The sequence below is a fragment of the Agreia sp. Leaf244 genome, assembly GCF_001422695.1.
Classification (GTDB): Bacteria; Actinomycetota; Actinomycetes; order Actinomycetales; family Microbacteriaceae; genus Agreia.
The window spans coordinates 877,216-903,138 of record NZ_LMLX01000001.1 but is presented as its reverse complement, the minus strand read 5'-3'; the positions used below and the strand labels follow the sequence as shown (position 1 = coordinate 903,138).

The window sequence follows — 25,923 nt, the reverse complement described above, 5'->3', positions numbered from 1 at the left end:
GGGATGACGACTTCCGGCATCGACTCGACCGAACTCGACCCCACGATCCGCCCGCAGGACGACCTGTTCAGGCACGTCAACGGAAAATGGATCGCCCGCACCGTCATTCCCGATGACCGCGCCCGCGACGGCTCGTTCTACCAGCTGCACGAAGAGGCCGAGAAGGCCGTGCGCGACATCATCATCGAGGCGCAGGATGCCGTGCCGGGCAGCGAGGAGCGCAGGTTCGGCGACCTCTACGCCAGCTTCCTCGACGAGGAGCGCGTCGAAGAGCTGGGGGCCACCCCGATCGAGCCGCAGCTCGCCGAGGCCGCCCGAGTCTCGAGCGTGCACGAGTTGCTCGAGACGGCCGCTCGTCTCGAGCGACAGGGCGTGGGCGGCTTCTTCCGCCTGTTCGTCGACAACGATCCCGGCGACCCCGAGCGCTACCTCGTGTTCCTCGAGCAGGGCGGCATCTCACTGCCCGACGAGAGCTACTACCGCGACGAGAAGTTCGCCGAGATCCGCGCCGCCTACGTGGGGCACATCGAGCGGATGCTCGCGCTCGCGGGCCTCTCCGACCCCGCGGCCCGCGCACAGCGCGTCTTCGACCTCGAGACCGCGATCGCGGCCACGCACTGGGACAACGTTCGGACTCGCGACGCCCAGGCCACCTACAACCTCGTGTCGTGGAGCGAGTTCACCGCGTCGGCGCCGACCGTAGACCTCGACCTCTGGCGCAGCGCGCTTGGCGCCCCCGAGGGCGTGTTCGACGAGCTCGTCGTGCGCGAGCCCTCGTTCGTGTCGGGCGTCGCGGCGCTTCTGACCGAGGAGCGGCTCGATCAGTGGCGCGACTGGCTGTCGTGGCAGGTCGTGCATGGCGCGGCGCCATACCTGCCGGCCGTCTTCGTGAACGAGAACTTCGACTTCTACGGGCGCACCCTCACCGGAACGCCCAGCATGCGGGCGCGCTGGAAGCGCGGCGTCTCCCTCGTCGAGGGCGCCATGGGCGAGGCCGTGGGCCGCATCTACGTCGACCGCCACTTCCCGCCGACGGCCAAGGCGGCCATGGATGTGCTGGTCGCCAATCTCATCGAGGCGTACCGGGCATCCATCACCGACCTCGAGTGGATGACGCCCGCCACGCGCGAGCGGGCCCTCGACAAGCTCGACAAGTTCACCCCCAAGATCGGGTTCCCCGTGAAATGGAGGGACTACTCCACTCTGGCGATCGACGCGAAGGATCTGGTCGGCAACATTCGTGCCACGAGCGAGTTCGAATTCCAGCGCGAACTCGGCAAGATCGGCAAGCCGCTCGACCGCGACGAGTGGTTCATGACGCCGCAGACCATCAACGCCTACTACAACCCCGGCTTCAACGAGATCGTCTTCCCGGCGGCCATCCTGCAGTACCCCTTCTTCGACGAGAGTCGGGATGCCGCGGCGAACTACGGCGCGATCGGCGCGGTCATCGGCCACGAGATCGGGCACGGATTCGACGACCAGGGCTCGCGCTTCGACGGCGACGGCCGGCTCACCGACTGGTGGACCGAGGCCGACCGCGAGGCGTTCGAGAAGCGCACCTCGTCGTTGATCGACCAGTACAACGCGCTCGCTCCTGCCCAGGTTCCCGACCAGCACGTGAACGGCGCCCTCACCATCGGCGAGAACATCGGCGACCTGGGCGGCTTGAGCATCGCGTGGGACGCCTACCTCATCTCGCTCGACGGCGAAGAGCCTCCGGTGATCGATGGACTCACGGGCGTGCAGCGCTTCTTCCTGTCGTGGGCGCAGGCCTGGCAGCAGAAGTCGCGCGACGAGGAGGTCATTCGCCTGCTCTCGATCGACCCGCACTCGCCGAACGAGTTCCGCTGCAACCAGATCGTGCGCAACATCGACGAGTACTACGACGCATTCGGCGTGACCGAGTCGGATGCCCTGTGGCTGGCTCCCGAGGAGCGCGTCACGATCTGGTAGTGGTCTGAGTGCTCGTCGCCTGCGCGCTTGTCGCGTGCAGTGCGGCGAGCAGAACGTCGTCGATCACCGAGACGTAGTAGTCGCGCGTCACGGGCTCGCCAACCGCCGCCAGTCGGTGTGTGCTCATGGCCGGTATGACGTCGGCCAGAATCGGGATGACCGGGGCCCGGTCCGCCTGGATGTCACCCCTCTCGAGCGCCCGCTCGAGCAAGCGGCGGTAGATCTCGACATACGGCCGAGTCACCTCGGTGCGCACGACGTCGGCCACTTTCTCCGATGTTCGAGACACGGTCGAGAGGCCCGAGAAGATGGAGATTCTTCTCTCGGGCCCGCCGAACCACGCCGAATCGATGACCGCCAGCAGGTCAGACCGAAGTGAACCCGAATCGGGCAGCTCGTCGGACTCAGGGGGCCTGCCGGCGTCGCGGATCGCCGCGATCACGAGCTCTTCCTTCGTCGCCCATCTGCGATAGAGCGTCGTCTTGGCCTTGCCGGTGCGGGAGGCGACCTCGTCGAGGCTGAGGCCGTCGTACCCACGCTCGGCGACCAGGTCGAGGGCGCTTGCCAGAATCGCGGAGTCGCCGGAGTGGTCGTACGGCCTGCCTGTCTTCACGCCTCGAGCGTACGGCAGGTGTCCACACTTACGCTACTTGATAGTAGCGTAAGTGGAGGTCGCCGCGGGCCGGTGGCCCTGAAGAAGGAGCAGCAGTGGATATCTCAGGCAAGGTCGTTCTCATCACGGGCGCGTCGTCGGGCATCGGCGAGGCGACGGCACGAGCCGCGTCGCGAGCAGGAGCGCGCCTGGTGCTGGCCGCTCGACGCGAGGACAGGGTGAAGGCTCTGGCCAGCGAACTGGGCGACGCCATCGCCGTGCGGTGTGACGTAACCGATCAGGCGCAAGTATCGTCGCTCGTTCAGGCCGCACTCGATTCATTCGGGCGCATCGACGTTCTCGTCAATAACGCCGGCCAAGGTCTGCAGGCAGAGATCGAGCAGATCTCGATAGACGACTTCAGGGCAGTGCTCGACCTGAACGTGGTGGCTTCGTTGGTGATGATGCAGGCCGTTCTTCCTGCGATGCGCCGACAGAAGAGCGGGGCGATCATCAACATCAGTTCGGGAACAACGTTCGCCGACGTACCCGGAACGGGTGCCTACGTCGCCTCGAAGATCGCCCTCGAGCGCCTCTCGGCCATCGCCCGCAATGAGCTGGAGGGCGCGGGAATCACCGTGTCGACGATGATTCCGTTCGCCACGAACACCGAATTCATGAGCTCCATCCGGGCGGGCCGTTCCGAGGCTGAGGCGATGACGGCCGGGGCCGACTTCGACAGCCCCGAACAGGTCGCCGATGCGATCGTCGAGCTGATCGGCAGCGGAGACGCCCGGATGGATCTGGTTCCGGTGGCGTACGGCGGCAGCCGCGCCTAGAACTATGACGCTTCGGCCGTGGACTGGATGCGCTTCAACGTGGCGACGAGCTCGGTGACCTGGGCCTCGCTGAACAGGTCCTCCGGGCCCTGTGGCGCCACGTCGACGAATGGTGCCGAGTAGAGCAGGCGAGGTGAGACCACTCCGCTTCGCGTCAGCTGCTCCACGAGCAGGTCTACGAACGTGTGCTGGTTCGCGGTCAACGCGACCCCTCCGGTGAAGGCGCCCAGCGCATCCGTCGCTGCGGCCCGGTCGAGGCCGACGACGGAACGCACGAAGAGTCCCAAGCCGTTAGCTTCCAGCGCAGCCGCGGCGAGATCGGACTTGTCGACCTCGCCCTGCTCGATCATGATCGTCTCGAGCCAGGTGAGGTCGCTCACCGTGAGCTGATGGCCGAGGCGAACCTTGGCGAGCACGAGGTCTTCTGCGTGAGATCGGAGGAAATGCCGAGCCTTCTCGAGAAAGCGCGAACGATTCACGCCGGGAAGCCCGATCCGCACCTCGATGTCCGACGCGTCGAGGGCGGTGTCGGCGAAGTCTGTGTAGATGACCGAGCGGCCAGCGCTGTCGATGAGGTACACGAGCCCGCGAAGGCGAAGCCGCATGTCTTCGAGCATCGGCACGGTGACATCCGCCCACCACTCCTCGGTGGCGAGCTGATCCAGCAGGAGCGCCTCCTTTCCTACAGCCGGGACACTCTTCTGAGACAGCAGGGCGTCGGCGATGGCCTGGATGCGTTTCTTGGCCGCGACGAACGCGGGGTCTCCCTGCAGGACTCCGAGTTGCACCCGCAAAGCAAAGAGGTCGAATCGCCGCGCGCGTTCGTCCGTATCGAGGGCATCGGCGGCCGACGGAAGGTTCGCCAATTCTACAGCGTCGGTCAGATCCTCCTCGCTCGGTGAGGTCCAGGCTCCGGCGGCGGCGAAACGACTCACGGAGCGCCGCCGTGCGCGCACAAGAAAATTGTCCTCGTTCATGCCCGCGACGCGCTGGTGCAGTCCTCCTGCGAGAGCCTTGCGTATCTCGAGGAGGTCGGCCGCGGCATCCGGTGCCTGACGCGCATGAGCATCGAGACAGGCCAGCAGCGCGAGGCGCGCGTGGAATAGTCGGGCGCCGAGGCTGAGCGTGATGGTGTCGCTAGTGGGTGCAAGCACCTCGTTGAAGTACTCGATGTTCTGGCACACGTCGAAGATGATGAAGTTCGCCTTGTCGACGCCCGGTGCGTACAGATCGGGACGCAGCCGGGTGCCGCGGCCGACCATCTGCCAGTACTTGGTCTTCGAGTGCACGGGCTTGAAGAAAACGAGGTTCACGACGTCGGGAACGTCGATGCCGGTGTCGAGCATGTCGACGGAGATGGCGATCTGGGGCAACTTGTGCGGCTTTGAGAAATCGTCGATCAGGCTCTGCGCGTAGTTCACCTGATGGGTGATGATGCGCGCAAAGTGTCCGGCGTACTCTGGGTAGTTCGCGTTGAAGCGTTGTTCGATGAACACCGCGTGGGCATTGTTGCGGGCGAAGACGATCGTCTTGCCCAGGCGATCTCCGCCGGCGACCCGGTGCCCTTCCGTCATCAGAACTTCGAGCACTTTGTCGACTGTGTCGGTGTTGAACAGCCAGTTGTTCACAGCCGCCGCATCGACCTCGTCGGGAATGGCGTCGTCACCCCAGTCGGCCGACTCCCATCGCTCCTTGTCGGCGTCGCTTAGTTCGGCGTATCGAATGCCCTCGCGCACGAACTGGGTCGTGACCGAGCGGCCCACGGGCGGCACGAGGAATCCGTCGCCGATGGCGCGCTCCAGGTCGTAGGAGTCTGTCGGTACGCCATCTTCGAGCGCGAAGAGCGAGTAGGTGTTGTGGTCGACTTCGTCTTTCGGCGTCGCCGTCAGACCCACGAGCAATGCATCGAAGTAGGTGAAGATCGCGCCGTACTTGGCGTAGACCGAGCGGTGCGCTTCGTCGATCACGATGAGGTCGAAGTAGCCGGGGCCGAATCGGCGCAGCCCGTCACCGCCCGAGTCGATCAGGCCCATCATGGTGGGATAGGTCGACGCGAACACCCGCCCCTCGGTCTCTTTGTCTGTCACGAGATTGACCGGTGCCGAGTCGGGCAGGAACGATTTGAACGCGTTGGTCGACTGCTTGACCAGTGCGACCCGATCGGCGAGAAACAGGATGCGCTTGGCCCGGTTCGCGCGCAGCAGGAGGTCGGTCAGTGCGATGACGGTGCGGGTCTTGCCGCTTCCTGTGGCCATAACGAGAAGGGCTCGGCGTTCCTTCTTGTCGAACACCTCCGCGACTCGGCGTACGGCTCCTTGCTGGTAGTAGCGGTCGGCGATGCCGTCGTTGATCGCCAGCGAGGCGAGCGGCTTCGCTGTGGTGCGCCGTTGGATCAGCAGGGCGAGCTCGTCGCGTGTGTAGAAGCCGGCGACGGGCCGCGGCGGCGAGGCGAGGTCGTCCCAGATCCAGTGCTCGAAGCCGTTGGTGTAGAAGATCACGGGACGCTGGCGGAACTGGCGCTCGAGGGCGTCTGCGTAGAGCTTCGCCTGCTGCTGGCCCGTGCCCGGGTTCTTGGCCGTGCGCTTCGCCTCGACGAGGCCGAGCGGCATGCCGTCGTCGCCCCACAGCACGTAGTCGACAAATCCCTGCCCGGCCTTGTTGGGCATTCCGTCGACCGGGTATTCGGTGTCGCGTTCATCGTCGAGATTCCAGCCCGCCTCTTTCAGAAGCAGATCGATGAAGAGGTCGCGGGTGTCGTCTTCGCGGTAGTCGTGGGTGTCGGGCACCACTGCGTTGCGCTGTTTTGCGTCGTCGACGTCACGCTGCAGTTGTTCGACCTCGGCGGCAAGCTGCTCGTTGCGTGCCCGGGCCTCGTCTAGCTCGGCATCCTTCTTCGCCAGTTCGTCGCCCAGTCGGAGGAGCTGTTCGCGGGTCTTGGTGGCGGCCCCGGGCTGAGGTTTAGGCAGCTCGTCGACGTCGAATTGGATGCCTGCGACGGGCCGGTCGGCTGGTGTCGGCGCGTAGTGGGTCGCCAGCCAGGTGAGCACGTGGAACAGCTCGCGCACGATGGGCACGCTGTCGTTGGCGCGGAGCTGATTCGGCCGGTGCACGGCGTTGTTGCCTTGCTTGCGGATGAGGTCCATCTTCGTGAGCAGGCCGGCGCCGACGAGCTGCTTGAAGCGTGGTTCGTAGAGCAGGGCGACGAGGTCGTCTTTGTATGGTGCGCGCAGGGAGGAGTCGGCCGTGTAGAGCCACCGTACGGTGAGCTCGAGGGCGCGCCGAGCGTAGAACAGAGACGATCGCGGGTCTCCGTACGCGTGGAACTCCGAGCGCCGTGCTTCTTCGGCCAGCGCGGGCCATCCGGCGCGCACGAAGTCGAAGTTGCTCACGCCTCGGATCCCCTCAGATTGCCTGCTGCTCGCCAGAGTAGCGGAGGGGAGCGGTTTTCGGGCCGGGTACGTCAGTCACAGATGAGCGGGATGCGTCAGAAGGGCGGATCGCCTTCGTCGACGGGCGGTCTCTTTTCAGGAACCGGCGGCGCGGGTCTCATTCGAACCGGAGGTGGTGTTCGCGTGATGTGTCCGAGTGGGGATGTCCATTCGAGCGATGAGTCGGGGAGTTGCTTCACCGACCAGCTTGTATGGTGTTTCACCCGATGGTGCTTGGGGGAGAGTGGAGCCAGATTCAGAATGTAGGTCTCGCCGCCCTGCGCATGATCGTGGGTGTGATCGGTGTCGCTGTCGCCCGCGGGCCGGGTGCACTGCGGGAAGCGGCAGCTTCGGTGCAGTAGCTTCACGAAGTCGTCGAGGATGGCCCCGGGTCGGTAGCGCTTCTGGCCCTCGGCGAGCAGGCTGCCTGTGACGGGGTCGGTCAGAACTCTGAGGAAACTGGGCGCGGTGGCGACGAGGTGACCCGCTGTGTGATCATCGATCGGGCCGTAGCCTTCGAGCGTCGCCGGTTCGGTGCCATGACCGAGCAGGGTCAGTGCAGGTACGGTCACGGCGATTTTGGGCCGGATGCCTGCGACGACTCCGGGGATGGAGCTGCTTCCGCCGAGAATCAGATCGCTCAGGGCATCGACCCGGAGCTGAACGAGGGTGCGTGGATCTCCGGCATTGCGGGCCGAGATGGCAATGGCGTTGGCGAGGTTCTCGATCGCGACGGCTTCGACCGCGGGCAGGTAATGGGTGAGGTAGGCCATGCCGTCGGCCGCGTCGTCACGCGTGAGGGAGCGCTTGCCGGCAGCCTTCTCAAAGCGTTCGACGCAGGTCTCGTGCTGCACCTCTTCGGTGAGGCGTCGGGCCAGGTTCTCGAATTGCACGACCGTGAGGTCAGCAGCCTTGGAGAGCATCGTCTCTTCGAACTCGGCGCGCGCCTCGTCGGGCAGATCGACGCCGAATCGCACCAGGATGTGGGCGTGCCGGTAACTGAAGGTGCCTTCCTTCAGACCATCGAGGGTTGCTTGATAAGAATCGATCAGGCCCCTTCCCGTGCTCATGAGTCGGTAGGCTTCGTTCTCGGTGACGCGCAGCTCAACGGCTAACTCAGTGGCAAGTTGTCGCTCTGCGACCTGAGTCGTGGACCACTTCGGTCCGCCCGTGGACTGGTCGGTGGGAGCCAGTTCGAGCGCCAGCCGATAGGCCCTCTCGATGCGTTCTGCCCGACGAGCGTGGATGCGTGCGACCGCCCGTTCGTCTTCGACAATGGCATCGACCTCGATGCGCAGCGACCCGAGCAGAGTCTCGCGCCTACTGGCCGGGGTGCCTGTTGTCATGCCTAAATTCAAACAACAACCACTGACACTGGCTTCTCGACAAAGAACGGATGACCAGCGATGTTAGTAACTAAGTAGCCGGGCCGACTGTGGAGGAGCGGACGGGTTTGTCGTGCTCCTCGTCTGGCTCCGTCAGCACCGAATCGCGCGGGGCGAGGGACTGCTGGTCAACTGCTCAACTTGTCGCCTGGTGCAAATTGTGAAGCCCAAGCCCTACGGCAATCCCAGAGTCGTCGCGGCAACCGGTCGATGAAGCTGCAGTCCGGGTCATTCCCACGGAGACTGCAAGGGCCAAACGAACTGGCCGGCCGGACCCGCGACCGTCGCCGTCGCGTGCCACGGGCGTCGGAGTGTTGACGTGAGCTAGTTAGCAGGTTCTTTGAGCCTGTCCGAGCGAGTTCTTTGAAAGGCCGGTCCCCTCAGGTCACCTTTGGCATAGGAACACCCGTGGTCAACCCGCGACGTTCTTCCGGATAGAGGCGACGAACGCGCCGCGTGCCAGTGCACTCTTTAACTCTGTCATCAACAGGCGTTTCGACTGATGCATATTTTGATAGTTCTTGACGAGCCCTAGGTGAGATTCGAACTCTCGTTGGCGCTCAAGCGGCGGAACAAGAATGGGAAGGTTCCGGATGGGCGCTTGGAAAAGATTCGCCTGCGCCGATGAGCGCGACACCTTCGCAATCTCGCGTTGAATGGGAGCGCTTCGGAGCCACCATTCCAGGTACGTGCCCGTGAGGGCTGTGGTTGGTCGAATCATGGCAACGCTTCGAACCAGAACGAAAGGCTCGTCGGTGGCTACCATCGTTACTCGACCCACCGAGCCGGAGCATGAAATGAGGACGTCTCCGCGCGTAGGGCGACAGCGTCTCGCGATGCGTTCGAATTCAGCTTCGCCCACGAAATCGACGTCGGTCATGTCTAACATGCCATTTCGCACGTTTCGAGCTGATAGCAGCTTGTAGCCGTCCTCTGTGCGAAGGGGAGTTTGATGTTCGCCGTCCGTGATCTGTTCTGCGTAGCTCTCCAGTCGTGGAAGCTGACCTAGCTCATCCACTGTCGTTGGCACGTCAAAGAACGATCGAAAGAGCGCCTCGGTCAGATCTTCGATACTTGACAGAACGTTGGCTTGGTTGTCGATTAGCAAGTCGGCCTCGTCGAGTATGGCTGCGATTCGGCGTTGTTCGGGGAGGGGAGGGAGGGGAATCTCGAAACCGAGGAAGGCCCCTCGATTGACGTGTTGCATCGTAGCTCCGTGGAGATGCGACGACATCTTGGCAACTGCTTCCCGAAGAGCGTGGAAGAGATAATTTTTGTCGACCACCGATTCATCTGGCAATACTCGAAAGATATGCTGATTGAGCAGGCCATCCTCGTCGTGATCCCAGGTGAAGACGCCGAGTGTGGCTGACCAGGACACGAGAATGTCGCCGGTCCGCACAATGAGCTGATCCGGGACTGCTCGCGTTGTCCTGTTGAACGGCTTCGACGAGTCCGTCAGATTCTGGATTCGGATTATTGGGGAACCCTCGGTCTCCCAATCCGTGGGCTTGAAGGCGGCACCGTTGATGAACCGTGCAACGTCGCCTAGACGAGCCGTCACTTACCAACACCTAACATCCGCGCCAGCGCCGCCGTCGCATCCGCTATCTCTACCTCGAGGGCCTGCAGATCGGCGATGATGTCTGCCGGGGCGCGGTGTTCGACCTCTTCGTGTTCGACCTCTTTGTAGCGGTTGAGGCTGAGGTCGTAGCCCTGAGCCGCGATCTCTGACTTGGGGACCGTGAAGGATTGAGCGGTGCGGGGGCGTGCGAGTTCGGGCCAGCCCCCTTCGACAGGCTCAGGGGACGGGGCGGAAGCCTCGCGCAAGTGCCAGCGCTTCAGCACGTCGGGCAGGTCGTTCGCCTCGGTCGGGGTGCGCTTGTCGTCGAGAGTGAAGCCGTCGGCCTGCACATCGTAGAACCAGACGTTGTCGGTTCCGCCGGAGCTGGTCTTGGTGAAGAGCAGAATCGCGGTCGAAACCCCGGTATACGGCTTGAACGTTCCCGAGGGCAACTTGATCACGGCGTCGAGCTTGTGCTCCTCCACCAGCATCTTTCGCAGCGCCTTGTGGGCCGTCGACGACCCGAAGAGCACGCCATCCGGAACGATCACCGCAGCGCGCCCGCCATTCTTCAGAAGCCTGAGCATGAGCGCCAAAAAGAGCAGCTCGGTCTTCTTGGTTTTCACGATCGAGAGCAGGTCTTTGGCGGTCGTCTCGTAGTCGAGGCTGCCGGCGAACGGAGGATTCGCCAGCACAAGCGAGTAGCTTCCGTCCGCGACGTAATGCTCTTCGGCAAGCGAGTCGCGGCGCTCGATGTGTGGGTTGTCGATTCCGTGCAGCTGCATGTTCATGCTGCCGATGCGCGACATGGATGCGTCGGAGTCGAAGCCGGTGAAGGCCGGCCCGTTGAAATGGTTGCGCAGATCGGCATCAGCCCAGATCTCCGGGTGATGCTCGCGCAAATACTCGCCTGCCTCAACGAGGAAGCCAGCGGTGCCAGCTGCCGGGTCGATGACGCGATCGGTCGGTGTCGGCTGCATCAGGTCGACCATCAGCTTGATGATGTGGCGCGACGTGCGGAACTGGCCGTTCTGTCCCGAGGTCGCGAGCTTGCCGAGCATGTACTCGTAGATGTCGCCCTTGGTGTCACGATCCTGCATCGGGATGTCGTTGAGTAGATCGACGACCTTCGACAGCAGTGCCGGGGTCGGGATGGTGAATCGGGCGTCCTTCATGTTCGTCGCGAACGAAGAACCTGCCGCGCCGAGCTGACGGATGAACGGGAAGACGTTCTGATCGACGACCTCGTACATGTCGGCAGCGGCGAAGTGCTTGAAATGCGACCATCTCAGGTCGCTGTACGGGCGCGGGCGGCGGCCCGAGTCATCCAGACCCTCGGGAAAGATCGGGTTCTCGATCGGCTCGCCCAGGGTGTTGCCGCGACGCTCGGCCAGCGTGTGCAGTTCGTCGAGGCGTTTGATGAACAAGAGGTAGGTGATCTGTTCGATCACCTCGAGCGGGTTCGCGATGCCACCTGACCAGAACGCGTTCCATACCTTGTCGACTTGCGGTTTGAGCTCTGCGACCATAGTGGCGTTGTACTCCTTTTCTCCTCGAGCAGTCTCCCAGATGCGACGAGATGCACGAGACCTCCCGCCCCGACGCCAGACCAGGGCAACGCAATGCGAGCCGGCAGCCCCGAAGAGCGGCCGGCTCGCACAAGCGATGCGAAGAGGCTGCTAGCCGACCTTCAGCTCGCACGTGTTGTCGGTGAAGTAGTTGTCGACGAGCAGCGAGCCGGAGTCCGCTCCCGATGTGGGCACGAACACCGCGATGTTTCCGGTGACCGAGTCGCCCTGCGAGAGGTCGGGGGCGAAGAGCAGCTCGGGTTCGGGCAGCACCGCGTAATCGGCAGGCGACGCGATGTCTTCGGCGACGCCCTTGAAGATGCCGCGGCTGGCGCCCGCGGGGAACGACTCGGTTCCCAGCTGCTTGATCGTCAGCGAGATGAGCGCGTACTGGTAGCCGTCCGGCGGTGTCTCGTTGAGGGAGTTCTCGGCGAGCACCGTGTCCGTGGCATCCAGCTGGACATCCTCGATCGTGACCTCGGCCTGGTTCTCGCCGTCGTAGGTCAGGATGCCCGCCTTGCCGAGCGCGATCGCGGTTCCGTCGGCGCAGACCGTCGCGCCGGCCGAGGGGGTGGCATCGCCGGGCACGACCGTCGGGTCGCCGGGGGCGGCCGTGGGCTCGTCTGGCGAGTCGGACTCTGTCGGGTCGTCGGAGGGGCTCGAGGTGTACGGGGTGTCGGTGTAGTCGGGGCCGGAACCGGCCGTGACGAAGGCGAGCGTGTAGATGACGATGAACACGACGGTCAGGAGGAAGGCGACACCCGAGACGATCGTTCCCGTCAGCGACAGGGCCCGCGAACCGAACTTGCGGAACAGGGCGATGAGGCCGAACACCAGACCGGCGATCGCACCGAAGACCGTCAGATAGTTCAGGAACGGGATCCAGCACACGAACAGGGCCAAGCCACCGAGCACGATGCTCAGGATGCCCATCCAGCCGCCCTTGCTGCGTTGCGGAATCTGGCCGGGCGCGTAAGGAGTCGTGTAGGGGAGTCCGCCCGCGGGCGGTGCTCCGGCCGGCGTCGGGGCCGATCCGTAGGGCGAGCCGTACGAGGGCGTCGGTGCCGACGAGCCGGTGGATGCCGGGGTCCCGTAGACGGGCGGCGCCCCATAGGAGGGCGCGGGCGACGAGGCGCCTCCGCTGGGCGGGCCGTAGCTCGGGGCGGCGGGTGCCGACGGTGCAGTGGGCGGCGTCGGTGGCGTCGGTGGCGTCTGGACCGGGGGAAGAGAGGAGGATGCCGGCGGCAGCGGAGACGTGGGCGGCGCGAAAGAGGGCGCCGGCGGAGTGGAGGGCGCGGGCGGTGTCGGAGGAGTCGGCGGCGCGGGCGGCGCGGATGGTGCGGCCGGAGTGCCCCCGGGGAACGGCGGCGCACTCGGCGGTGCACTCGGCGACGACGGCGCGGCCGGAGTCGGCTCGCTCGGAGTGGGCTCCGCGGGTGTCGGCTCGCTCGGAGTGGGCTCCGCGGGTGTCGCGGGGGTGTTCTCGGTGGACTCGGGCTCGGAGGGCTCGCGGGGATCGGACATGCGTCGATTCTGTCAGAGGACCCCCAGTCGAATCGAGGCTGGTGCATATTCCGCGCATATGTGACGCGATGGCCGATCACAGGTGGATGTGGCACGATACCCGTTATCCCTCACGCGAGTTTCGGCCATGCGACCGTGCGAAGAGGGGGTCGGTAGAAGCGGGGCGAGATGGCGGAGTCCACCAGGCGGCGCAACAGGCGAGGCGACTCGCCCGACGCGCCCACGGCCCGACGCGCCCGCTCGGGTGCCACCCCGGCCGGCGACGATTCGTTCCGCCGCGGGTTTGCCAGCCTCACCCAGTTGGCCCTGTCCGGAGTTCAGATCACCGCCTGCGTGATCGACGTGAAAAGCGGCCGTCTGCTCTTCTCCGTCGACGACCACCTCTCCGTTCCCACGGCCTCGATCGGCAAGGTGCTTCTGCTCATCGAGGTCGCCGCCCGGCTGAGCGCCGGCGACAAGACGGCCCACGGCATCCTGAATCGCACGGCCCAGGATTCGGTGGCCGACTCGGGCCTCTGGCAGCACCTTCAGGTGCCCGCGCTTCCCGTCGGCGACGTCGCCGCGCTGGTCGGCGCGGCCAGCGACAACCTGGCCACGAACGTGCTCATCAGGCGGGTCGGTCTCGACGCCGTGCGCGCCCGCGGCGAGGCGCTCGGTCTCACCCGCACTTTTCTGCTCGACACCGTTCGCGACTACCGCGGGCCGGACGACGCGCCCCAGCTCTCCGTCGGATCCGCACGCGAGCTCGCCACGCTCTTCGCGGGCCTCTCGCGCGGCGAGATCGTCGACGTGGCGACGAGTCAGCAGGTCATGGAGTGGCTCGCCCTGGGCTCGGACCTGTCGATGGTCGCCAGCGCCTTCGGGCTCGACCCGTTCGCGCATCGCACCAGCGACCACGGACTGATCCTCACCAACAAGACGGGCACCGACGTGGGCGTGCGCAGCGAGGCCGGCGTGCTGCGCGGACCGAGCGCGACCGTCGCCTACGCGGTGACGATGCGCTTCAACGACACCGATCTCACCGGCAGGCTCGCGGTGCTCGACGGCATGCGCACGCTCGGAACGGACATCCTGGAGTACGTCTTCTAGTCAGTCGCGATCGAGCGCCGCAGGCACGCGGGGCACTCGCACGACGAGCCCGTGATGCCGCACGGAGAGCGAGGCGGCGATGACCGGTCCGTGGGTGTCGCCGTCGAGCTGGATCTCCTGGGCCGCCGGAAAGCGCACCCGCATGCGGGACGCCTGGGCCCAGCGGATCGCGCGCGGGATCGGGGTGAGACTGGCGACCAGGCGGCCGAACCCCGTGCGGTGCAGCATCCGGTTGAAGGCGAGGCGATAGCCGATGTTGGTCCAGCCCGAGCCGCGGCCCGGCCGGAAGATGACGGCGTCGAGCCGCCCGTCGTCGATGACCGCCGCGGGAAGCAGCAGCAGGCCGCCCGTGAGCATGCCCGAGTTGCCCACGATCACGGTGTGCGCGCGGGTCGCCACCTCGGGCCGGTCGTCGAGGCGATAGTTCAGGTCGAACTGCCTGTTGCCGAAGATGCTGCGGGCGATCGGGTCCGAGTAGGCCAGCCAGCCGATGCGCTTCTTCAGACGCTCGTTGGTGTGCCCGGCCATGTGGGCGTCGAGACCGATACCGGCCATCACGAGGAACGCGTGCTGGGACTCTTGCCCATCCGCTCGCTCGAGAACGGCGAGGCCCGCGTCGACAGGGCGGTCGCTGCCGCGAAACGCGGTGGCGATGGATGTCGTCAGGTCGTTCAGAGGCAGGCTCAGCTCGCGGGCGAACAGGTTGCCGGTTCCCGACGGCACCAGCCCGAGCGGGATGCCGCTGTCGACCAGGGCCTCAGCCGCGGCCCGGAGGGTTCCGTCGCCTCCGGCAACGACGATGAGGTCGGGAGCCGAGCGCACCGCATCCTCGGCTGCCGACCTGCCGTCGTCTGAGGCGCTCGTCTCGAACCACTCCGAGGCCGACCAGCCGGAGCGGGCCTCCTCGGCGGCGACGGCGGCGCGCAGTGTCTCGACCGAGACCTTCGCAGGATTGACGACGACGGCGGCCCTCCGGCGGGGTATCGCCACAGCAGAATCTCCGGTCACGCCAGCCAAGAATAGTGCCAGCCGGCCGTGCCCGACCCCGTGTGGCGGGGTGTCAGCGAGTCTGGGCGAGGCGTTGGGGCCAGGCGCCGTAGCGGGCCTCGAGATCGGCGGAGATCATCGACAGCGCCGTCTGGGCATACTTCATCGAGCGGATATCGAGCTCGGTGAGGGCCGCCGCCACTCCCGATGCCGTGCGGCCCGCGCCGGTCACGCGGATGACCGCGTATCGTTCGGGCGCGACCTCGGTCTGCGACCAGACCTGCCTGAGCACCTGGTCGAGCAGATCGGTGTCCGAGCCCGAGAAGTCGTCGGAGAGCTCGATGTTGATACTCATATACGTCTGAAAACCGTCTTTGGCGTGGCCGATGCAGGCGTCGAAGACTCCCGGGATCGACTTCAGGGTCGCCTCGGCTTCGTCGGCGCTGCGCTCGACCGAGGAGGTCGAGTGGGAGGGCGTCGTCGTGATGCAGCCCACGAGGCCGAGCCCGAGAGCGCAGGCCAGCAGCGAGGTCGAGAGCGCGACGCGAACTCGGGATCCCATGTTTCGACCCTACAGTCGGTCGTGTGCCACTCTCGATTCATGAGTCCTGTGCGCCTGACCGGTCGGCTCGTCTGCGACACCCTCGAACAGGTTCGCGTGGTCGAAGAGAATCTGCCCCTGCACACGCAGCTCACTCGAGCGGAGCCGGGCTGCGTCTCGTTCGAGGTGACGCGCACGCACGATGAGCTGGTGTGGCAGGTCGACGAGCTGTTTCAGGATGCGGAGTCGTTCGCGGAGCACCAGCGGCGCGTCGCCGACAGCGAGTGGGGCCGCGCGACGGCGGGCATCGAGCGCCGCTACGAGATCGACCCTGCTCCGACCGAGTAGCCGCACGCACGTTCCTGCGCTGGCCTCACTGAGGTGCGGAAGGTGGCCGCGTCAACCGTCGTCGTAGCGGCCACTTCCCGCACCTCAGCGCGTCACGTGACCAGCGCATGCGACAGGGCCTCGAGGCCCCAGGCGGCGGCATCCAGTGAGCGGATCGCCGCGATCGTCGCCCCGATCGCGGGCACCCCGGCCGAGCCCTGCGCCGTGACGAGGTGCACCGTGCGGTAGTCGGCGGCCGCCGGCGGCCTGGTCGTGACGCCGGCCGGCAGGGGCGTCGCAGACAGGGCGAGCGACGGCAGCAGCGCCACGCCGAGGCCGGCCCCCACCATGGCCAGCACCGCCTGCACAATGTCGGTCTCGTAGCCGAGCGCGGGGGTGAATCCGGATGCTTCGCACAGCTCGACGAGGTGCCCGCGGCACCGCGGGCAGCCGGCGATCCAGCCGGAGTCGGCGAGACCCGCCAGCTCGATCGCGCCATCGCCGAGGCCCGGCGCATCCGGAACCACGAGCAGCATCTGCTCGCGCCAGAGCGGCACCGTGGCGAGCCCCGTGGCGCTCGCCCGGTGCGGGTCGTCGGGGTCGCCCGGGTAGCTGAAGGTGAGGGCGATGTCGGCGGCGTGGTCGCGCACAGCCTGCACGGCCTCGGGCGGCTCCGCCTCGAGGTAGCTGAAGCGCACGCCCGGATGCCGGCGCGTGATGTCGCCGAGCAGGCGCGGCACCACGGTCGACGACGCCGACGGAAACGCCGCGATGCGCACCAGCCCGGAGCGCAGCCCCGAGAGCTCCGACAGCTCGTCGGCCGCCGAGTCGATGGCCCGCAGCACCGTGGCCGCGTGCCGTACGAGCACCTCGCCGGCCTCGGTGAGCTCGACACCGCGCGCGACCCGGGTGAGCACCGGCATGCCGAGCTTCTCCTCGAGCCGTCGGATGCTCTGACTGAGCGCAGGCTGGCTGTAGCCGAGCGAGGCCGCGGCCGCCGTGATCGACCCCTTGTCGGCGACGGCCCTGATCACCCGCAGGGTCTGGGAGTCGAGATCGGTGGCCAGGCTCGATCGGGAGGGAGGGGTCAGGGTCATGCGATCAGCATAACTGGGGCTTATGTCAGCGATGCCCAAGCTGCCGTTGTCCAATGGGTCATGAGAGGTCACTCTGGATTCATGACCACACTCGCCGAGGCCCGTGCCCAGTTCGTCGGAGGCAGACGCTACCTCGGCGCGTGCTCGCTGGGCCTGGCGACGTCATCGACGCTCGAGGCGATGCGGGCCGACCAGGCGGACTGGGCGAGCGGCGCGTGTTCGCCGGCGAAGTACGACGCCGTGATCGACCGCACCCGCGCATCTTTCGCCCGTCTTATGAGCATCGACGCGGGCCGCGTGGCGATCGGATCGCAGACCTCCGCGATGGTCAGCGTGCTGGCCGCGGCGGTGCCGGCGGGCCGCGAGGTGCTGTGCGTCGACGGGGACTTCAGCTCGATGGTCTTTCCGTTCGTTGTGGCGCAGGGCCGTGGCGTCGTGGTGCGGCACGTCGCGCTCGAGGCGCTCGCGGCATCCATCACCCCGGCCACGCATCTCGTGGCGTTCTCTCTGGTGCAGTCGTCGTCGGGCAGAGTCGCCGACGTCGACGCGATCGTGGAGGCGGCCCGGGCGAACGGCGCGTTCACCCTGTGCGACACGACTCAGGCGGCCGGCGCGATGCCCGTCGACGCCTCGCTCTTCGACGCCACGGTCTGCCATGCCTACAAGTGGCTGTGCGCGCCGCGCGGGGCGGCCTTTCTGACCCTGGCCGAGGGCTACCAGCAGACGCTCGCCCCTCTTCAGGCGAACTGGTACGCCGGCGAGAACATCTGGGGGTCGTGCTACGGACCGAACATGAACCTCGCCGCGGATGCACGCGGCTTCGACGTGTCGCCGGCCTGGCCCGTGTGGGTGGGCGCCGAGCCCGCGATCGAGCTCTTCGCGTCGCTCGACCTCGCCGAGGTGCATGCGCACAATGTCGCCTTGGGCGACGCGCTCTGCGATGGGCTCGGCATTCCCCGCCGCGGTCAGGCGATCGTCACGTGGCCGGATGCCGATGGCCGGCACCTGCAGGCGCTGGTCGCCGCCGGCATCGTCGCGTCGGGCCGGGCCGGATGCGCGCGCGTGGCGTTCCACCTCTGGAACGACGCACGCGACGTGGCCGACGTGCTAGCAGCGCTCGCCGCCTCCCCCTGAGCCTGTCGAAGGGCATCCACCCGTCAGAAGATGCGCTCAAACCCGCCGACAAGGGCATCGACTGACGGATGGATCGCGCTACCCGTCGATCCGTCGACGGATGTGCACCACCGCAGCCCCGAGGGCCCACCCAAGAGCCGTGCCCGTGGTGTTCGTGATGAGGTCGTTGACGTCGGACGTGCGACCGACCTGCGCGACGAACTGACTCAGCTCGATCGTCACCGAGAGCAGCAGTCCGATGAGCAGTGCGACCGGAAACCGGATGGCCGCCGCCGCGAGCAGCAGTCCGAGCGGCATGAAGACGCCCACGTTCAGCACGGCGTCGACCACGGCACCCGGGCCCTGGAAGCTCAGGGGAACGAGGTTGAGCAGCGATCCTCTGCCCGAGCTCGGGCGCAGCGTCATGAAGAGGAGTCCGCCGAGCCACGCGGCGAGGAAGACGGCGATCGCGATGCGGTCGCCGCGAGGAAGACGGCGGTCGCGCGTGCCGCGGCTCGATCGGGAGCCGCGCACAGCGAGAACGATGCCGGCGACTCCGGTCACGGCGAGCAGTGCCGCGTAGGCGAGCTCGAAGGGAAAGCCCCTCACTCCGTTATGCGCAGGCTGACACGCTTCTTCTTGCCTTTTTTGCCGAGGCGTTCGATGAACATGAAGATGCGGTACTCGAGGCGGTACTTCGCAAGGAAGATGCGCTCCTGGCTCGAGCGGGCCTCGTCGGTGTCGACGATTTCTGCGCGAGCGCCGATGGTCGGGGCGTCGTCTGCGACCTTGCCCATGCGATCGCAGGGGCGCAGCTCGACGCGGGCATCGTTGCGCAGCCGCTTCACCTTGCCCGTGCCGTCGGGAGTCGTCACGATGAGGGCGTCGCCGTCGCGGGCGATCCACACGGGAGTGGACACTCCCTCTCCGTTCTTGCGAAAAGTGGTGAGCGAAACGAACCGCTCGTCGGCGATCGAGGCGAGCCCGGCATCCAGTGTCATTGCTGCACCCTACATCGCCGACGGGCGGTTGCCGTGGTCGACGAGTCGTTTGTCACTGAGCGATCGCCCGTGTGCCCAGGCGAGACTCGAGCAGCACATCCATGGCCTCGTCGACGAGGCTGTCGCCCTGTTCGCGGGTGATCCGGTGAGATGAGACGAGCGCAGCGATGCCCTGCATCGTCGCGCCGAAGAGCAGGGTGAAGCTCACCCGCGACGACGGGTCCTGACTCGGTTGGTCTGACGGGCCCATCGCTTCGTCCAGCACCTGGAACAGGCCTGCGGCCGCATCCCTGCTCGCCGGGGGAAGCCCGGTGGTCTTGGCGAGGAACATCAGATCCATGAGGGCCGCATCGTCGATGGCGAAATCAACATAGGCCTGCGCAACACGACCGAGACGGGCTCGCTGCGATCCATGACCTGAGAGAGCGCGCCGAACATCGTTTGTCAGGCGAGTGAAGCCGCGCTCGATAAGGGCATCGAGCAGGGCCTGGCGATCCACGAAGTGGCTTCGCGGCGCCCCGTGGCTCACGCCTGCCTGCCTGGCGAGCTCGCGCAGCGACAACCCGTCGAGACCGTCCTCGCGAAGCATCGCCTCCGCTCTTTCGAGCAGAACGGCCCGAAGGTTGCCGTGATGAAAGGGCTTGTCGGTCATTTCCCCATCTTAATCCAATCTAGGCATTGACTATTTTTCTAGACAGTGTCTAGATAGACATATGGAAACCACAAAGCCATTTCTCGTATTCGGCGCCACCGGGCAGACCGGCAGGCACTTCACGCGACTGGCACTCGAGCAGGGCCACCGTGTGCGCGCAATCGCACGCGACCCTTCCAAGGTCACGACGCGGCACCCCGACCTGACGGTCATGCAGGGCTCTATCACCGAGGACGTCGACCTCGATGCACTCGCGAGCGGCACGGATGCGGTCGTCATGATGATCGGCGACGCGGCACTGCAAAGAGAGCGCACGGTCGCCACAGACTTCATGCGCCGCCTCGTGCCCGCTCTGCGTCGCCAGGGCGTCGACCGGCTCCTGTACCAGGCCGGCGGGCTCAGCGCCGCGCCCGGCACCGAGCTCGCACTGCCACTCCGAGTGCTCCGTGCGACCGTCGCGCGCAAGTTCATCGGGCAGCACAAGGACAACGAGGCGGTCATGCGCTATCTGACCGACGAGGCTCGCGATATCGAATGGATGGTGCATCGCGCCGGCATCGGCTCAGACGGGCCGTCGAAGGGTGTACTGCATCGATCCTCGAAAGCGGTGAGCATCGCGCCCTTCCGGGACTGCGCGGCCTACAACCTCCGCACCGTCATGGATGCGTCCGCCGTGCACACGTGCGATGTCAGCTCGTACCGGGCGGGGTCAGTCGATCAGGCCTAGCTCGGCCAGATGTCGAAGCGTCTCTCGGCCGGCCGGTGGGCAGCGGTCGGCGTCGGCAGTGGTCACCCAGTGCACGGCGTCGACCTCGGCGGATGCGACGGGCTCGTCGGGCGTGGACGCCTGGAACACACGCATCTCGACCAGTCGACCCTCGGGTTCGCCGTGCGCCTGCACGGTCACGGTGAAGAGTTCCGACACGGAGGCGGGGTCGAGGTAGACCGAGATCTCTTCGCGGGCCTCCCGGATCGCCGCATCGAACGCGGTCTCGCCGGCGTCGATCTTGCCGCCGGGCATGTAGACCACATCGCGTGCCCGGGCCGTGACCATCAGAACCCGGCGGTCGCGCACGAGCGCCACCGCCGCGACGAGGATCGTGGGCAGCCCAGGGGTGCCGGAGCGCTCAGCCATCGAGCGCGTTCCGGGCGTTCCACTCCACGTCGAGGATCGCGTAGACGGCGAGGTCTCCCCACTCTCCCTTGAAGATCTCGCTGTGCACGAAATGCCCCTCGAGACGCATGCCGAGCCGGTAGCAGAGCGACGACGACGCCGTGTTGCGGGGATCGAGCTCGGCGATGACACGGTGCGAGTGGAGCTCGTCGAAGGCCAGCGTGAGCACCCGGGATGCGGCCTCCGCCGCGTAGCCCTTGCCCTGATACTCCGGGCTCAGCACCCAGCCGATCGTGGCCTGCCTGTGCTCGACGCTGGAGAGAACCAGAGTCATGTCTCCGATGATGCGGGGTCGCGACTCCGGGTCGTCCGGTGTGGCGGGCAGCTCGATGCCGAGCACGATCACGTCGCCATCGGAGGCGAGCGTGGTGTTCAGCCGCCTCGCCAGGTGCTCGGCCACCTCGTCGCGATTTCGCTGGGGCCACGGCAGGTACCGGATGACGTCGTCGCGTCCGGCGTAGGCGAAGACGTCGTCGAGGTCATCGGGGGTGAGTGTGCGCAGCAGGAGGCGCTCGGTGCGGATGGGGTCTGTCACACGCAGCAGGGCCTCGTCGCTCACTCAGCCTCCGTGGGTGCGGTGAGTAAGAGGAAGGGTGGAAGCGACGACGGCCTCGACAGCGCCGGATGCGTCGGACGCATCGGCGGGGGAGGCCTGCAGGCCGAAGAGCGCCTCGACGGCCGCGAACACGGTCTCGGTGCCGCCGGTGCGAGCCAGCTCGCGGGCCCTCACAGAGGGAGTGTGCAGGATCACGCCGACCAGGTGCCGCAGCGCCCGTTCGGTCTCGTCGGACGAATCTCCGCGTGAGCGTGCCCGCGCGATCTCCGCGTCGAGAAGGTCGAAGAGGTGCGAGCGCAGCGCCACGACGGCCGGGGTGACCTCGGCCTCGGCGCGGGATGCGCGGTACTCGGCCGCGGCCTCTCCCACGAGCGCACGCGCGTCGGATTCGGCGTTCAGTTCTTCGAGCGGTGCGTGCAGGCTGACGGTCTCGAGGTCGAGCAGCTCGGTGCCCGCGACCGTCGACACGGTGGGGTCGACGTTGCGCGGCAGGCCGAGGTCGATGACCAGACGACGCTCGACGGCGTCGGGCAGCTCGCCGGCCGCGGCGAGCTGGGCCGCGGTGAGAACGACGGTGGGTGCGGTGCTGCAGGTGACGATCACATCGGATGCCGCGATCGCCGCGATCAGCTCGGCCTTCGCAACGGCCTGCAGCTCATGAGAGGCGGCGAAGTTGGCGGCGCGGCCCGACGGCGAGTACACGCGCACGTTCGTGACGCCGCGGTCGCGCAGGGCGGCGAGGCTGGCGCGGGCGTAGCGCCCGGTGCCCACGAGCAGAACCGTGGTGCTGGCCCAGTCGGTGATCCGGCTCTCGGCCAGATCGAGGGCGAGGCGCACGAGGCTGCGGCCGGCGCCGCCGAGACCCGTCTTGGTCTTGACGCCCCGCGAGGTCTTCGACGCCCGCTGGAACAGGCGCTCGAGGTCGCTCGACGTGGTGTGCTCGACGCGGGCCGTGGTGAGGGCCCGGCGAACCTGGCCGGCGATCTCGTCTTCGCCGATGGCGACCGACTCGAGTCCGCTCGAGACCGAGAAGAGGTGCTCGGCCACGGTGTCGCCGCAGAGAACGGTGAGGGTGCTGCGCACGTCTTCGACGTCGACGATGGATGCCTCGGCCAGCACCTCCATGGCCTGCTCGGCCGCGAGGGCTGCCGCGGCGGTGAGGGGCTCGTCGACGTCGAGGTAGGCCTCGAAGCGATTGCAGGTGGCGAGAACGACGGCGCCCTGGATGAAGTCGCTGTCGGTGACGAGCGACGTCGCGAGGGAGGGTGCGCCAATCGACAGCTTCTCGAGAAGATCGAAGCTGGCGTTGCGATGGTTCGCAGTCAGGCAGAGCAGCACCAGCCAAGTCTACGTCGTGTAGAAGACCGCTCAGGCAGCGCAGGTAAAATCGCCCGGTGACTTCGACAACCGCCGCACCCGCCCTGCCCGCCGAACATCCCCTGGTCGACGGGCGCACGGCATCCAGCGCCCTCGTCACCACCTACCGGGGCCAGCGCGGCGACGTCACCCCCGTGTGGTTCATGCGCCAGGCCGGACGATCGCTGCCCGAGTACCGCGAGCTGCGCGTGGGAACGCAGATGCTCGACGCCTGCCTCGACCCCGAGCTCTCGAGCGAGATCACGCTGCAGCCGGTGCGTCGCCACGGAGTCGACGCGGGCATCTTCTTCAGCGACATCGTGATTCCCCTCAAGCTGGCCGGCGTCGACGTCGACATCGTTCCCGGTCGTGGCCCCGTTCTCGCGAAGCCCGTGCGCACCGCCGCAGACGTGGCCGCGCTGCCCGCCCTCGACCCCGCCGCGCTCGCACCGATCTCGGCAGGTGTCGCCCGCACGGTCGCCCAACTCGGCAGCACGCCGCTCATCGGATTCGCCGGGGCCCCCTTCACCCTCGCCGCCTACCTCGTCGAGGGCGGTCCGTCGAAGGACCACCTGAGGGCGCGCACCCTCATGCACTCCGACCCGGATGCCTGGGCCGGCCTGCTCGACTGGGCCGCGACGGTCACGGGCCAGTTCTTGCGCGCGCAGGTTCTCGCCGGGGCCTCGGCGGCGCAGCTGTTCGACTCGTGGGTGGGATCGCTGTCGCTCGCCGACTACACCGCCCACGTGCAGCGGCACTCCGCCAAGGCGCTGTTGGCGGTGGCCGACCTCGGCGTGCCCACCGTGCACTTCGGAGTCGGCAGCGGCGAGGTGCTCTCGGCCATGCACGACATCGGAGCCGACGTCATGGGAGTCGACTGGCGCATCCCGCTCGCCGAGGCCAGCCGTCGCCTCGGCGGCGGCGTTCCCCTGCAGGGCAACGTCGACCCCGCCCTTCTGTCGGCGCCGTGGCCGGTGCTCGAGAAGCACGTTCTCGACGTTCTCGAGAGCGGCAAGGCCGCCCCCGCCCACGTTCTCAACCTCGGCCACGGTGTTCCTCCTGAGACCGACCCCGCCGTGCTCACCCGCATCGTCGACCTCGTGCACTCTCGATGAACACCTCGGCTGCGACTTCGGTGCTCAGTCAGCACGAATCGCCCAACACGCCGGCTGACGGCGCGGATGAGCGGCGTGGCGACACGAACGTGCGGACCTGGAGCTTCGAGTGACCGAGATGAACCCGGTCGACACCGACGTCGTGGTGATCGGAGCGGGCGTCGCGGGACTCGTCGCTGCCCGGGAGTGCGCTCGCAAGGGCCTGCGCGTCACCGTGCTCGACGCGGCCGAGACCCCGGGCGGATTCGTCGCCACGCACACGGTCGACGGCATCCGGCTCGACAGCGGGGCCGAGAGCTTCGCCACCCGCGGCGGCGAGAAGGGCAAGCCGGGCCCCGTCGCATCGCTGATCGCCGACCTCGGCCTCGGCGAGGCGATCGTGACCCCGAATCCCCGTGGCGCCTGGGTGCAGCTGCCCGACGGAGCCGCTCCGCTGCCGAAGCTCAGCCTGCTCGGAATCCCGGGCGCCCCGCTCGCCGACGACGTGCGCCGCATTCTCGGGTGGAAGGGCTCTCTGCGGGCCCAGCTCGACCGCTACATGCCCCTCTTGCGTGTGCGCCCCGAGACCGACCTCGGCGGCATCGTGCGCCGACGCATGGGTCAGGCCGTTCTCGATCGTCTTGTCACGCCCATCGTCGGTGGAGTCCACTCGGCGTCGCCGACGGTGATCGACGTGCACGCCGTGGCCCCCGGCCTCACGAAGGCCATGACCAACCAGGGCTCGCTGTCGGGAGCAGTGCTGGCGCTGCTCGAGGAGCGCGGGTCGAAGGTGGCCGCAGGCTCGGCTGTCGCGGGTATCGACGGCGGCATGTTCCGGCTGGTCGAGGCGCTCGTCGCCGACTGCGAGAAGTTCGGGGTGGTGTTCCGCATGTCGACGCCGGTGCAGAGCACAGAGCCTGTCCCGAGCGGCGGCCGCTGGGTCACGACCGCAGTCGTCGCCGACGAGTCCGTGCAGATCACCTCGCGGGCTGTCATCGTGGCCACGTCGTTCCGCACGGGACTCGCGCTGCTCAGCGGCGGCGTCGGCCTCGACACCGGCGCCCCGGAGTCGTGGCCCGAGCCCGCCTCGGTAGAGCTCGCCACCCTGATCGTCGACGACTCCCGACTCGACGCCGCCCCGCGCGGAACCGGCGTGCTCGTCGCGACCGGCGTTCCCGGCATCCAGGCCAAGGCGCTGACCCACGCGACCGCCAAGTGGAACTGGCTGGCGGAGGCCGCGGGCCCCGGCCGTCACGTGCTGCGCCTGTCCTACGACCGAGACGTCGTCGCCCAGTCGCCGACACGGGCACAGGCCCTGGCCGACGCCGGCGCCCTGCTCGGCCTCACCCTCGAGGAGAGTTCGGTGCGCGGCTTCGACGTCACGCGCTGGAACGACTCCCTGGCCTTCGCCACCGTCGGCCACCGCGCCCGAGTCGAAGCTGTGCGCGCGCAGGTGGATGCCGTTCCCGGCCTGCTGGTCGTCGGGGCCTGGATGGCGGGCACCGGGCTGGCCGCGACGATCGCGCAGTCGCGGCCCGCCGCATCCGATTTCGCTTTCGAGCTGCGCACGGGCGCCGCGCCCGCGTGACAGGCCTCTAACACACTGCAGCCCGCGAAATCAGCCCGCTCGACGTTCAGGCCGCAAGGTCTACGCTTATAGCTCACGCCAACTCTTGAATGGATCGGAGTCGTTATGCGCGGCAAGTTGATTTTGGTGGTCGGTCTGGCCACAGGCTACGTTCTCGGCTCTCGTGCCGGACGGCCGCGGTACGAGCAGATCAAGGCGGGTGCAGACAAGGTGTGGAACCTCGCACCCGTTCAGCAGGTGGCCGGGGCGGTCAAGGAGTTCGCCGGCCAGCGCGTCGACACGGTGCAGCTGAAGGCGGGCAACGCCACGAAGAAGGCCGTGCGCTCGCTGCTGCACCTCGACGACACCCCCGCGAAGTCGACGAGCCCGGCGAAGAAGAAGTCGAACTCCGGCGCGAAGTCGTCGGCGGGCAAGACCTCGACCGCCAAGATGACTCCGGCGACCCCGGCGCCCGCCACCGCGGCGACCGACACCGACGAGTAGGCCGGTTCC

General features: G+C 67.2%; 24 protein-coding genes. 9 read left to right on the top strand and 15 right to left on the bottom strand.

Translation table 11 applies throughout. The annotated features are described in order from the left end of the window. Positions 1-3 precede the first annotated feature (3 nt). Positions 4-1,956 (top strand): M13 family metallopeptidase, encoded by a 1,953-nt coding sequence (locus ASF06_RS04125; RefSeq protein WP_055943623.1) that lies wholly within the window; start codon positions 4-6, stop codon positions 1,954-1,956. Here ASF06_RS04125 and ASF06_RS04120 read toward each other — a convergent pair. Beyond that, a complete protein-coding gene (locus ASF06_RS04120) occupies positions 1,943-2,569 on the bottom strand; it encodes a TetR/AcrR family transcriptional regulator (RefSeq protein ID WP_055943620.1) in 627 nt (208 codons plus the stop codon). The genes ASF06_RS04125 and ASF06_RS04120 overlap by 14 nt on opposite strands. A gap of 95 nt (positions 2,570-2,664) precedes the next feature. Here ASF06_RS04120 and ASF06_RS04115 point away from each other — a divergent pair, with 95 nt between their 5' ends. After that, entirely contained in the window at positions 2,665-3,387 is a 723-nt protein-coding gene (locus ASF06_RS04115; RefSeq protein ID WP_055943618.1) for an SDR family oxidoreductase, read from the top strand. Positions 3,388-3,389: 2 nt separating this feature from the next. Here the strand turns inward: ASF06_RS04115 and ASF06_RS04110 are convergent, their stop codons facing one another. The 5 genes from ASF06_RS04110 to ASF06_RS20105 all read right to left on the bottom strand — a co-directional run bounded on the left by ASF06_RS04110 (position 3,390) and on the right by ASF06_RS20105 (position 12,856). Further along, positions 3,390-6,776: a DEAD/DEAH box helicase family protein gene (locus tag ASF06_RS04110; RefSeq protein WP_055943614.1), complete on the bottom strand. Its 3,387-nt coding sequence runs from the start codon at positions 6,774-6,776 to the stop codon at positions 3,390-3,392. A gap of 95 nt (positions 6,777-6,871) precedes the next feature. Continuing rightward, positions 6,872-8,161: an HNH endonuclease signature motif containing protein gene (locus ASF06_RS04105; RefSeq protein WP_055943612.1), complete on the bottom strand. Its 1,290-nt coding sequence runs from the start codon at positions 8,159-8,161 to the stop codon at positions 6,872-6,874. A gap of 451 nt (positions 8,162-8,612) precedes the next feature. Next, positions 8,613-9,764 carry a restriction endonuclease subunit S gene (locus ASF06_RS04100; RefSeq protein ID WP_055943609.1) on the bottom strand — a complete coding sequence of 384 codons (1,152 nt, stop codon included), beginning with the start codon at positions 9,762-9,764 and terminating at the stop codon, positions 8,613-8,615. Next, positions 9,761-11,293 (bottom strand): type I restriction-modification system subunit M, encoded by a 1,533-nt coding sequence (locus tag ASF06_RS04095; protein ID WP_055943606.1) that lies wholly within the window; start codon positions 11,291-11,293, stop codon positions 9,761-9,763. The genes ASF06_RS04100 and ASF06_RS04095 overlap by 4 nt, the downstream gene beginning before the upstream one ends. A gap of 150 nt (positions 11,294-11,443) precedes the next feature. Next, positions 11,444-12,856 carry a DUF308 domain-containing protein gene (locus tag ASF06_RS20105; RefSeq protein WP_200920300.1) on the bottom strand — a complete coding sequence of 471 codons (1,413 nt, stop codon included), beginning with the start codon at positions 12,854-12,856 and terminating at the stop codon, positions 11,444-11,446. A 168-nt stretch (positions 12,857-13,024) separates the two neighbouring features. Between ASF06_RS20105 and ASF06_RS04080 the strand changes: the two genes are divergently transcribed. Then, positions 13,025-13,945, top strand: a complete 921-nt coding sequence (locus tag ASF06_RS04080; RefSeq protein ID WP_055925474.1) for a serine hydrolase — start codon at positions 13,025-13,027, stop codon at positions 13,943-13,945. On the opposite strand, the gene ASF06_RS04075 is transcribed toward ASF06_RS04080, so the two are convergent. Both ASF06_RS04075 and ASF06_RS04070 read right to left on the bottom strand, forming a co-directional pair. Beyond that, on the bottom strand, positions 13,946-14,953 hold the full coding sequence (locus tag ASF06_RS04075) for a diacylglycerol/lipid kinase family protein (protein WP_235500884.1): 1,008 nt from the start codon (positions 14,951-14,953) through the stop codon (positions 13,946-13,948). 52 nt (positions 14,954-15,005) lie between these two features. Then, positions 15,006-15,494: a hypothetical protein gene (locus ASF06_RS04070; RefSeq protein WP_055943597.1), complete on the bottom strand. Its 489-nt coding sequence runs from the start codon at positions 15,492-15,494 to the stop codon at positions 15,006-15,008. A gap of 39 nt (positions 15,495-15,533) precedes the next feature. On the opposite strand from ASF06_RS04070, the gene ASF06_RS04065 reads away from it, so the two are divergent. After that, positions 15,534-15,821, top strand: a complete 288-nt coding sequence (locus ASF06_RS04065; protein WP_055943595.1) for a putative quinol monooxygenase — start codon at positions 15,534-15,536, stop codon at positions 15,819-15,821. Positions 15,822-15,913: 92 nt separating this feature from the next. Here the strand turns inward: ASF06_RS04065 and ASF06_RS04060 are convergent, their stop codons facing one another. After that, on the bottom strand, positions 15,914-16,897 hold the full coding sequence (locus tag ASF06_RS04060; protein WP_055943593.1) for a LysR family transcriptional regulator: 984 nt from the start codon (positions 16,895-16,897) through the stop codon (positions 15,914-15,916). 81 nt (positions 16,898-16,978) lie between these two features. Between ASF06_RS04060 and ASF06_RS04055 the strand changes: the two genes are divergently transcribed. Next, complete coding sequence (locus tag ASF06_RS04055) at positions 16,979-18,031, top strand: aminotransferase class V-fold PLP-dependent enzyme (protein ID WP_055943590.1); 1,053 nt, start codon at positions 16,979-16,981, stop codon at positions 18,029-18,031. A 78-nt stretch (positions 18,032-18,109) separates the two neighbouring features. On the opposite strand, the gene ASF06_RS04050 is transcribed toward ASF06_RS04055, so the two are convergent. The 3 genes from ASF06_RS04050 to ASF06_RS04040 are packed head-to-tail and all read right to left on the bottom strand — an operon-like array spanning position 18,110 to position 19,663. Further along, the gene (locus tag ASF06_RS04050) at positions 18,110-18,619 is read right to left on the bottom strand and encodes a VanZ family protein (RefSeq protein ID WP_055943587.1); all 510 of its coding nucleotides are present in this window, start codon (positions 18,617-18,619) and stop codon (positions 18,110-18,112) included. Next, on the bottom strand, positions 18,616-19,011 hold the full coding sequence (locus tag ASF06_RS04045; protein WP_055943584.1) for a PPOX class F420-dependent oxidoreductase: 396 nt from the start codon (positions 19,009-19,011) through the stop codon (positions 18,616-18,618). The genes ASF06_RS04050 and ASF06_RS04045 overlap by 4 nt, the downstream gene beginning before the upstream one ends. A gap of 52 nt (positions 19,012-19,063) precedes the next feature. Beyond that, positions 19,064-19,663 (bottom strand): TetR/AcrR family transcriptional regulator, encoded by a 600-nt coding sequence (locus ASF06_RS04040; RefSeq protein ID WP_055943581.1) that lies wholly within the window; start codon positions 19,661-19,663, stop codon positions 19,064-19,066. A 61-nt stretch (positions 19,664-19,724) separates the two neighbouring features. On the opposite strand from ASF06_RS04040, the gene ASF06_RS04035 reads away from it, so the two are divergent. Beyond that, positions 19,725-20,390 (top strand): NAD(P)-dependent oxidoreductase, encoded by a 666-nt coding sequence (locus tag ASF06_RS04035; RefSeq protein WP_055943577.1) that lies wholly within the window; start codon positions 19,725-19,727, stop codon positions 20,388-20,390. Here ASF06_RS04035 and ASF06_RS04030 read toward each other — a convergent pair. The 3 genes from ASF06_RS04030 to ASF06_RS04020 are packed head-to-tail and all read right to left on the bottom strand — an operon-like array spanning position 20,373 to position 22,731. Continuing rightward, on the bottom strand, positions 20,373-20,798 hold the full coding sequence (locus tag ASF06_RS04030) for an NUDIX hydrolase (RefSeq protein ID WP_055943574.1): 426 nt from the start codon (positions 20,796-20,798) through the stop codon (positions 20,373-20,375). The two genes, ASF06_RS04035 and ASF06_RS04030, sit on opposite strands and share 18 nt — an antisense overlap. Further along, complete coding sequence (locus ASF06_RS04025; protein ID WP_055943571.1) at positions 20,791-21,396, bottom strand: GNAT family N-acetyltransferase; 606 nt, start codon at positions 21,394-21,396, stop codon at positions 20,791-20,793. The genes ASF06_RS04030 and ASF06_RS04025 overlap by 8 nt, the downstream gene beginning before the upstream one ends. Next, positions 21,397-22,731, bottom strand: a complete 1,335-nt coding sequence (locus tag ASF06_RS04020; protein WP_055943568.1) for a glutamyl-tRNA reductase — start codon at positions 22,729-22,731, stop codon at positions 21,397-21,399. 56 nt (positions 22,732-22,787) lie between these two features. Between ASF06_RS04020 and hemE the strand changes: the two genes are divergently transcribed. The 3 genes from hemE to ASF06_RS04005 all read left to right on the top strand — a co-directional run bounded on the left by hemE (position 22,788) and on the right by ASF06_RS04005 (position 25,914). After that, positions 22,788-23,864, top strand: coding sequence for a uroporphyrinogen decarboxylase (gene hemE / locus ASF06_RS04015; RefSeq protein ID WP_235500883.1), 1,077 nt, complete (start codon positions 22,788-22,790; stop codon positions 23,862-23,864). Between the two features lie 118 nt (positions 23,865-23,982). Further along, positions 23,983-25,431, top strand: a complete 1,449-nt coding sequence (locus tag ASF06_RS04010) for a protoporphyrinogen/coproporphyrinogen oxidase (protein ID WP_082500724.1) — start codon at positions 23,983-23,985, stop codon at positions 25,429-25,431. 105 nt (positions 25,432-25,536) lie between these two features. After that, positions 25,537-25,914 carry a hypothetical protein gene (locus tag ASF06_RS04005; protein WP_055943561.1) on the top strand — a complete coding sequence of 126 codons (378 nt, stop codon included), beginning with the start codon at positions 25,537-25,539 and terminating at the stop codon, positions 25,912-25,914. The last annotated feature ends 9 nt before the right edge of the window (positions 25,915-25,923 follow it).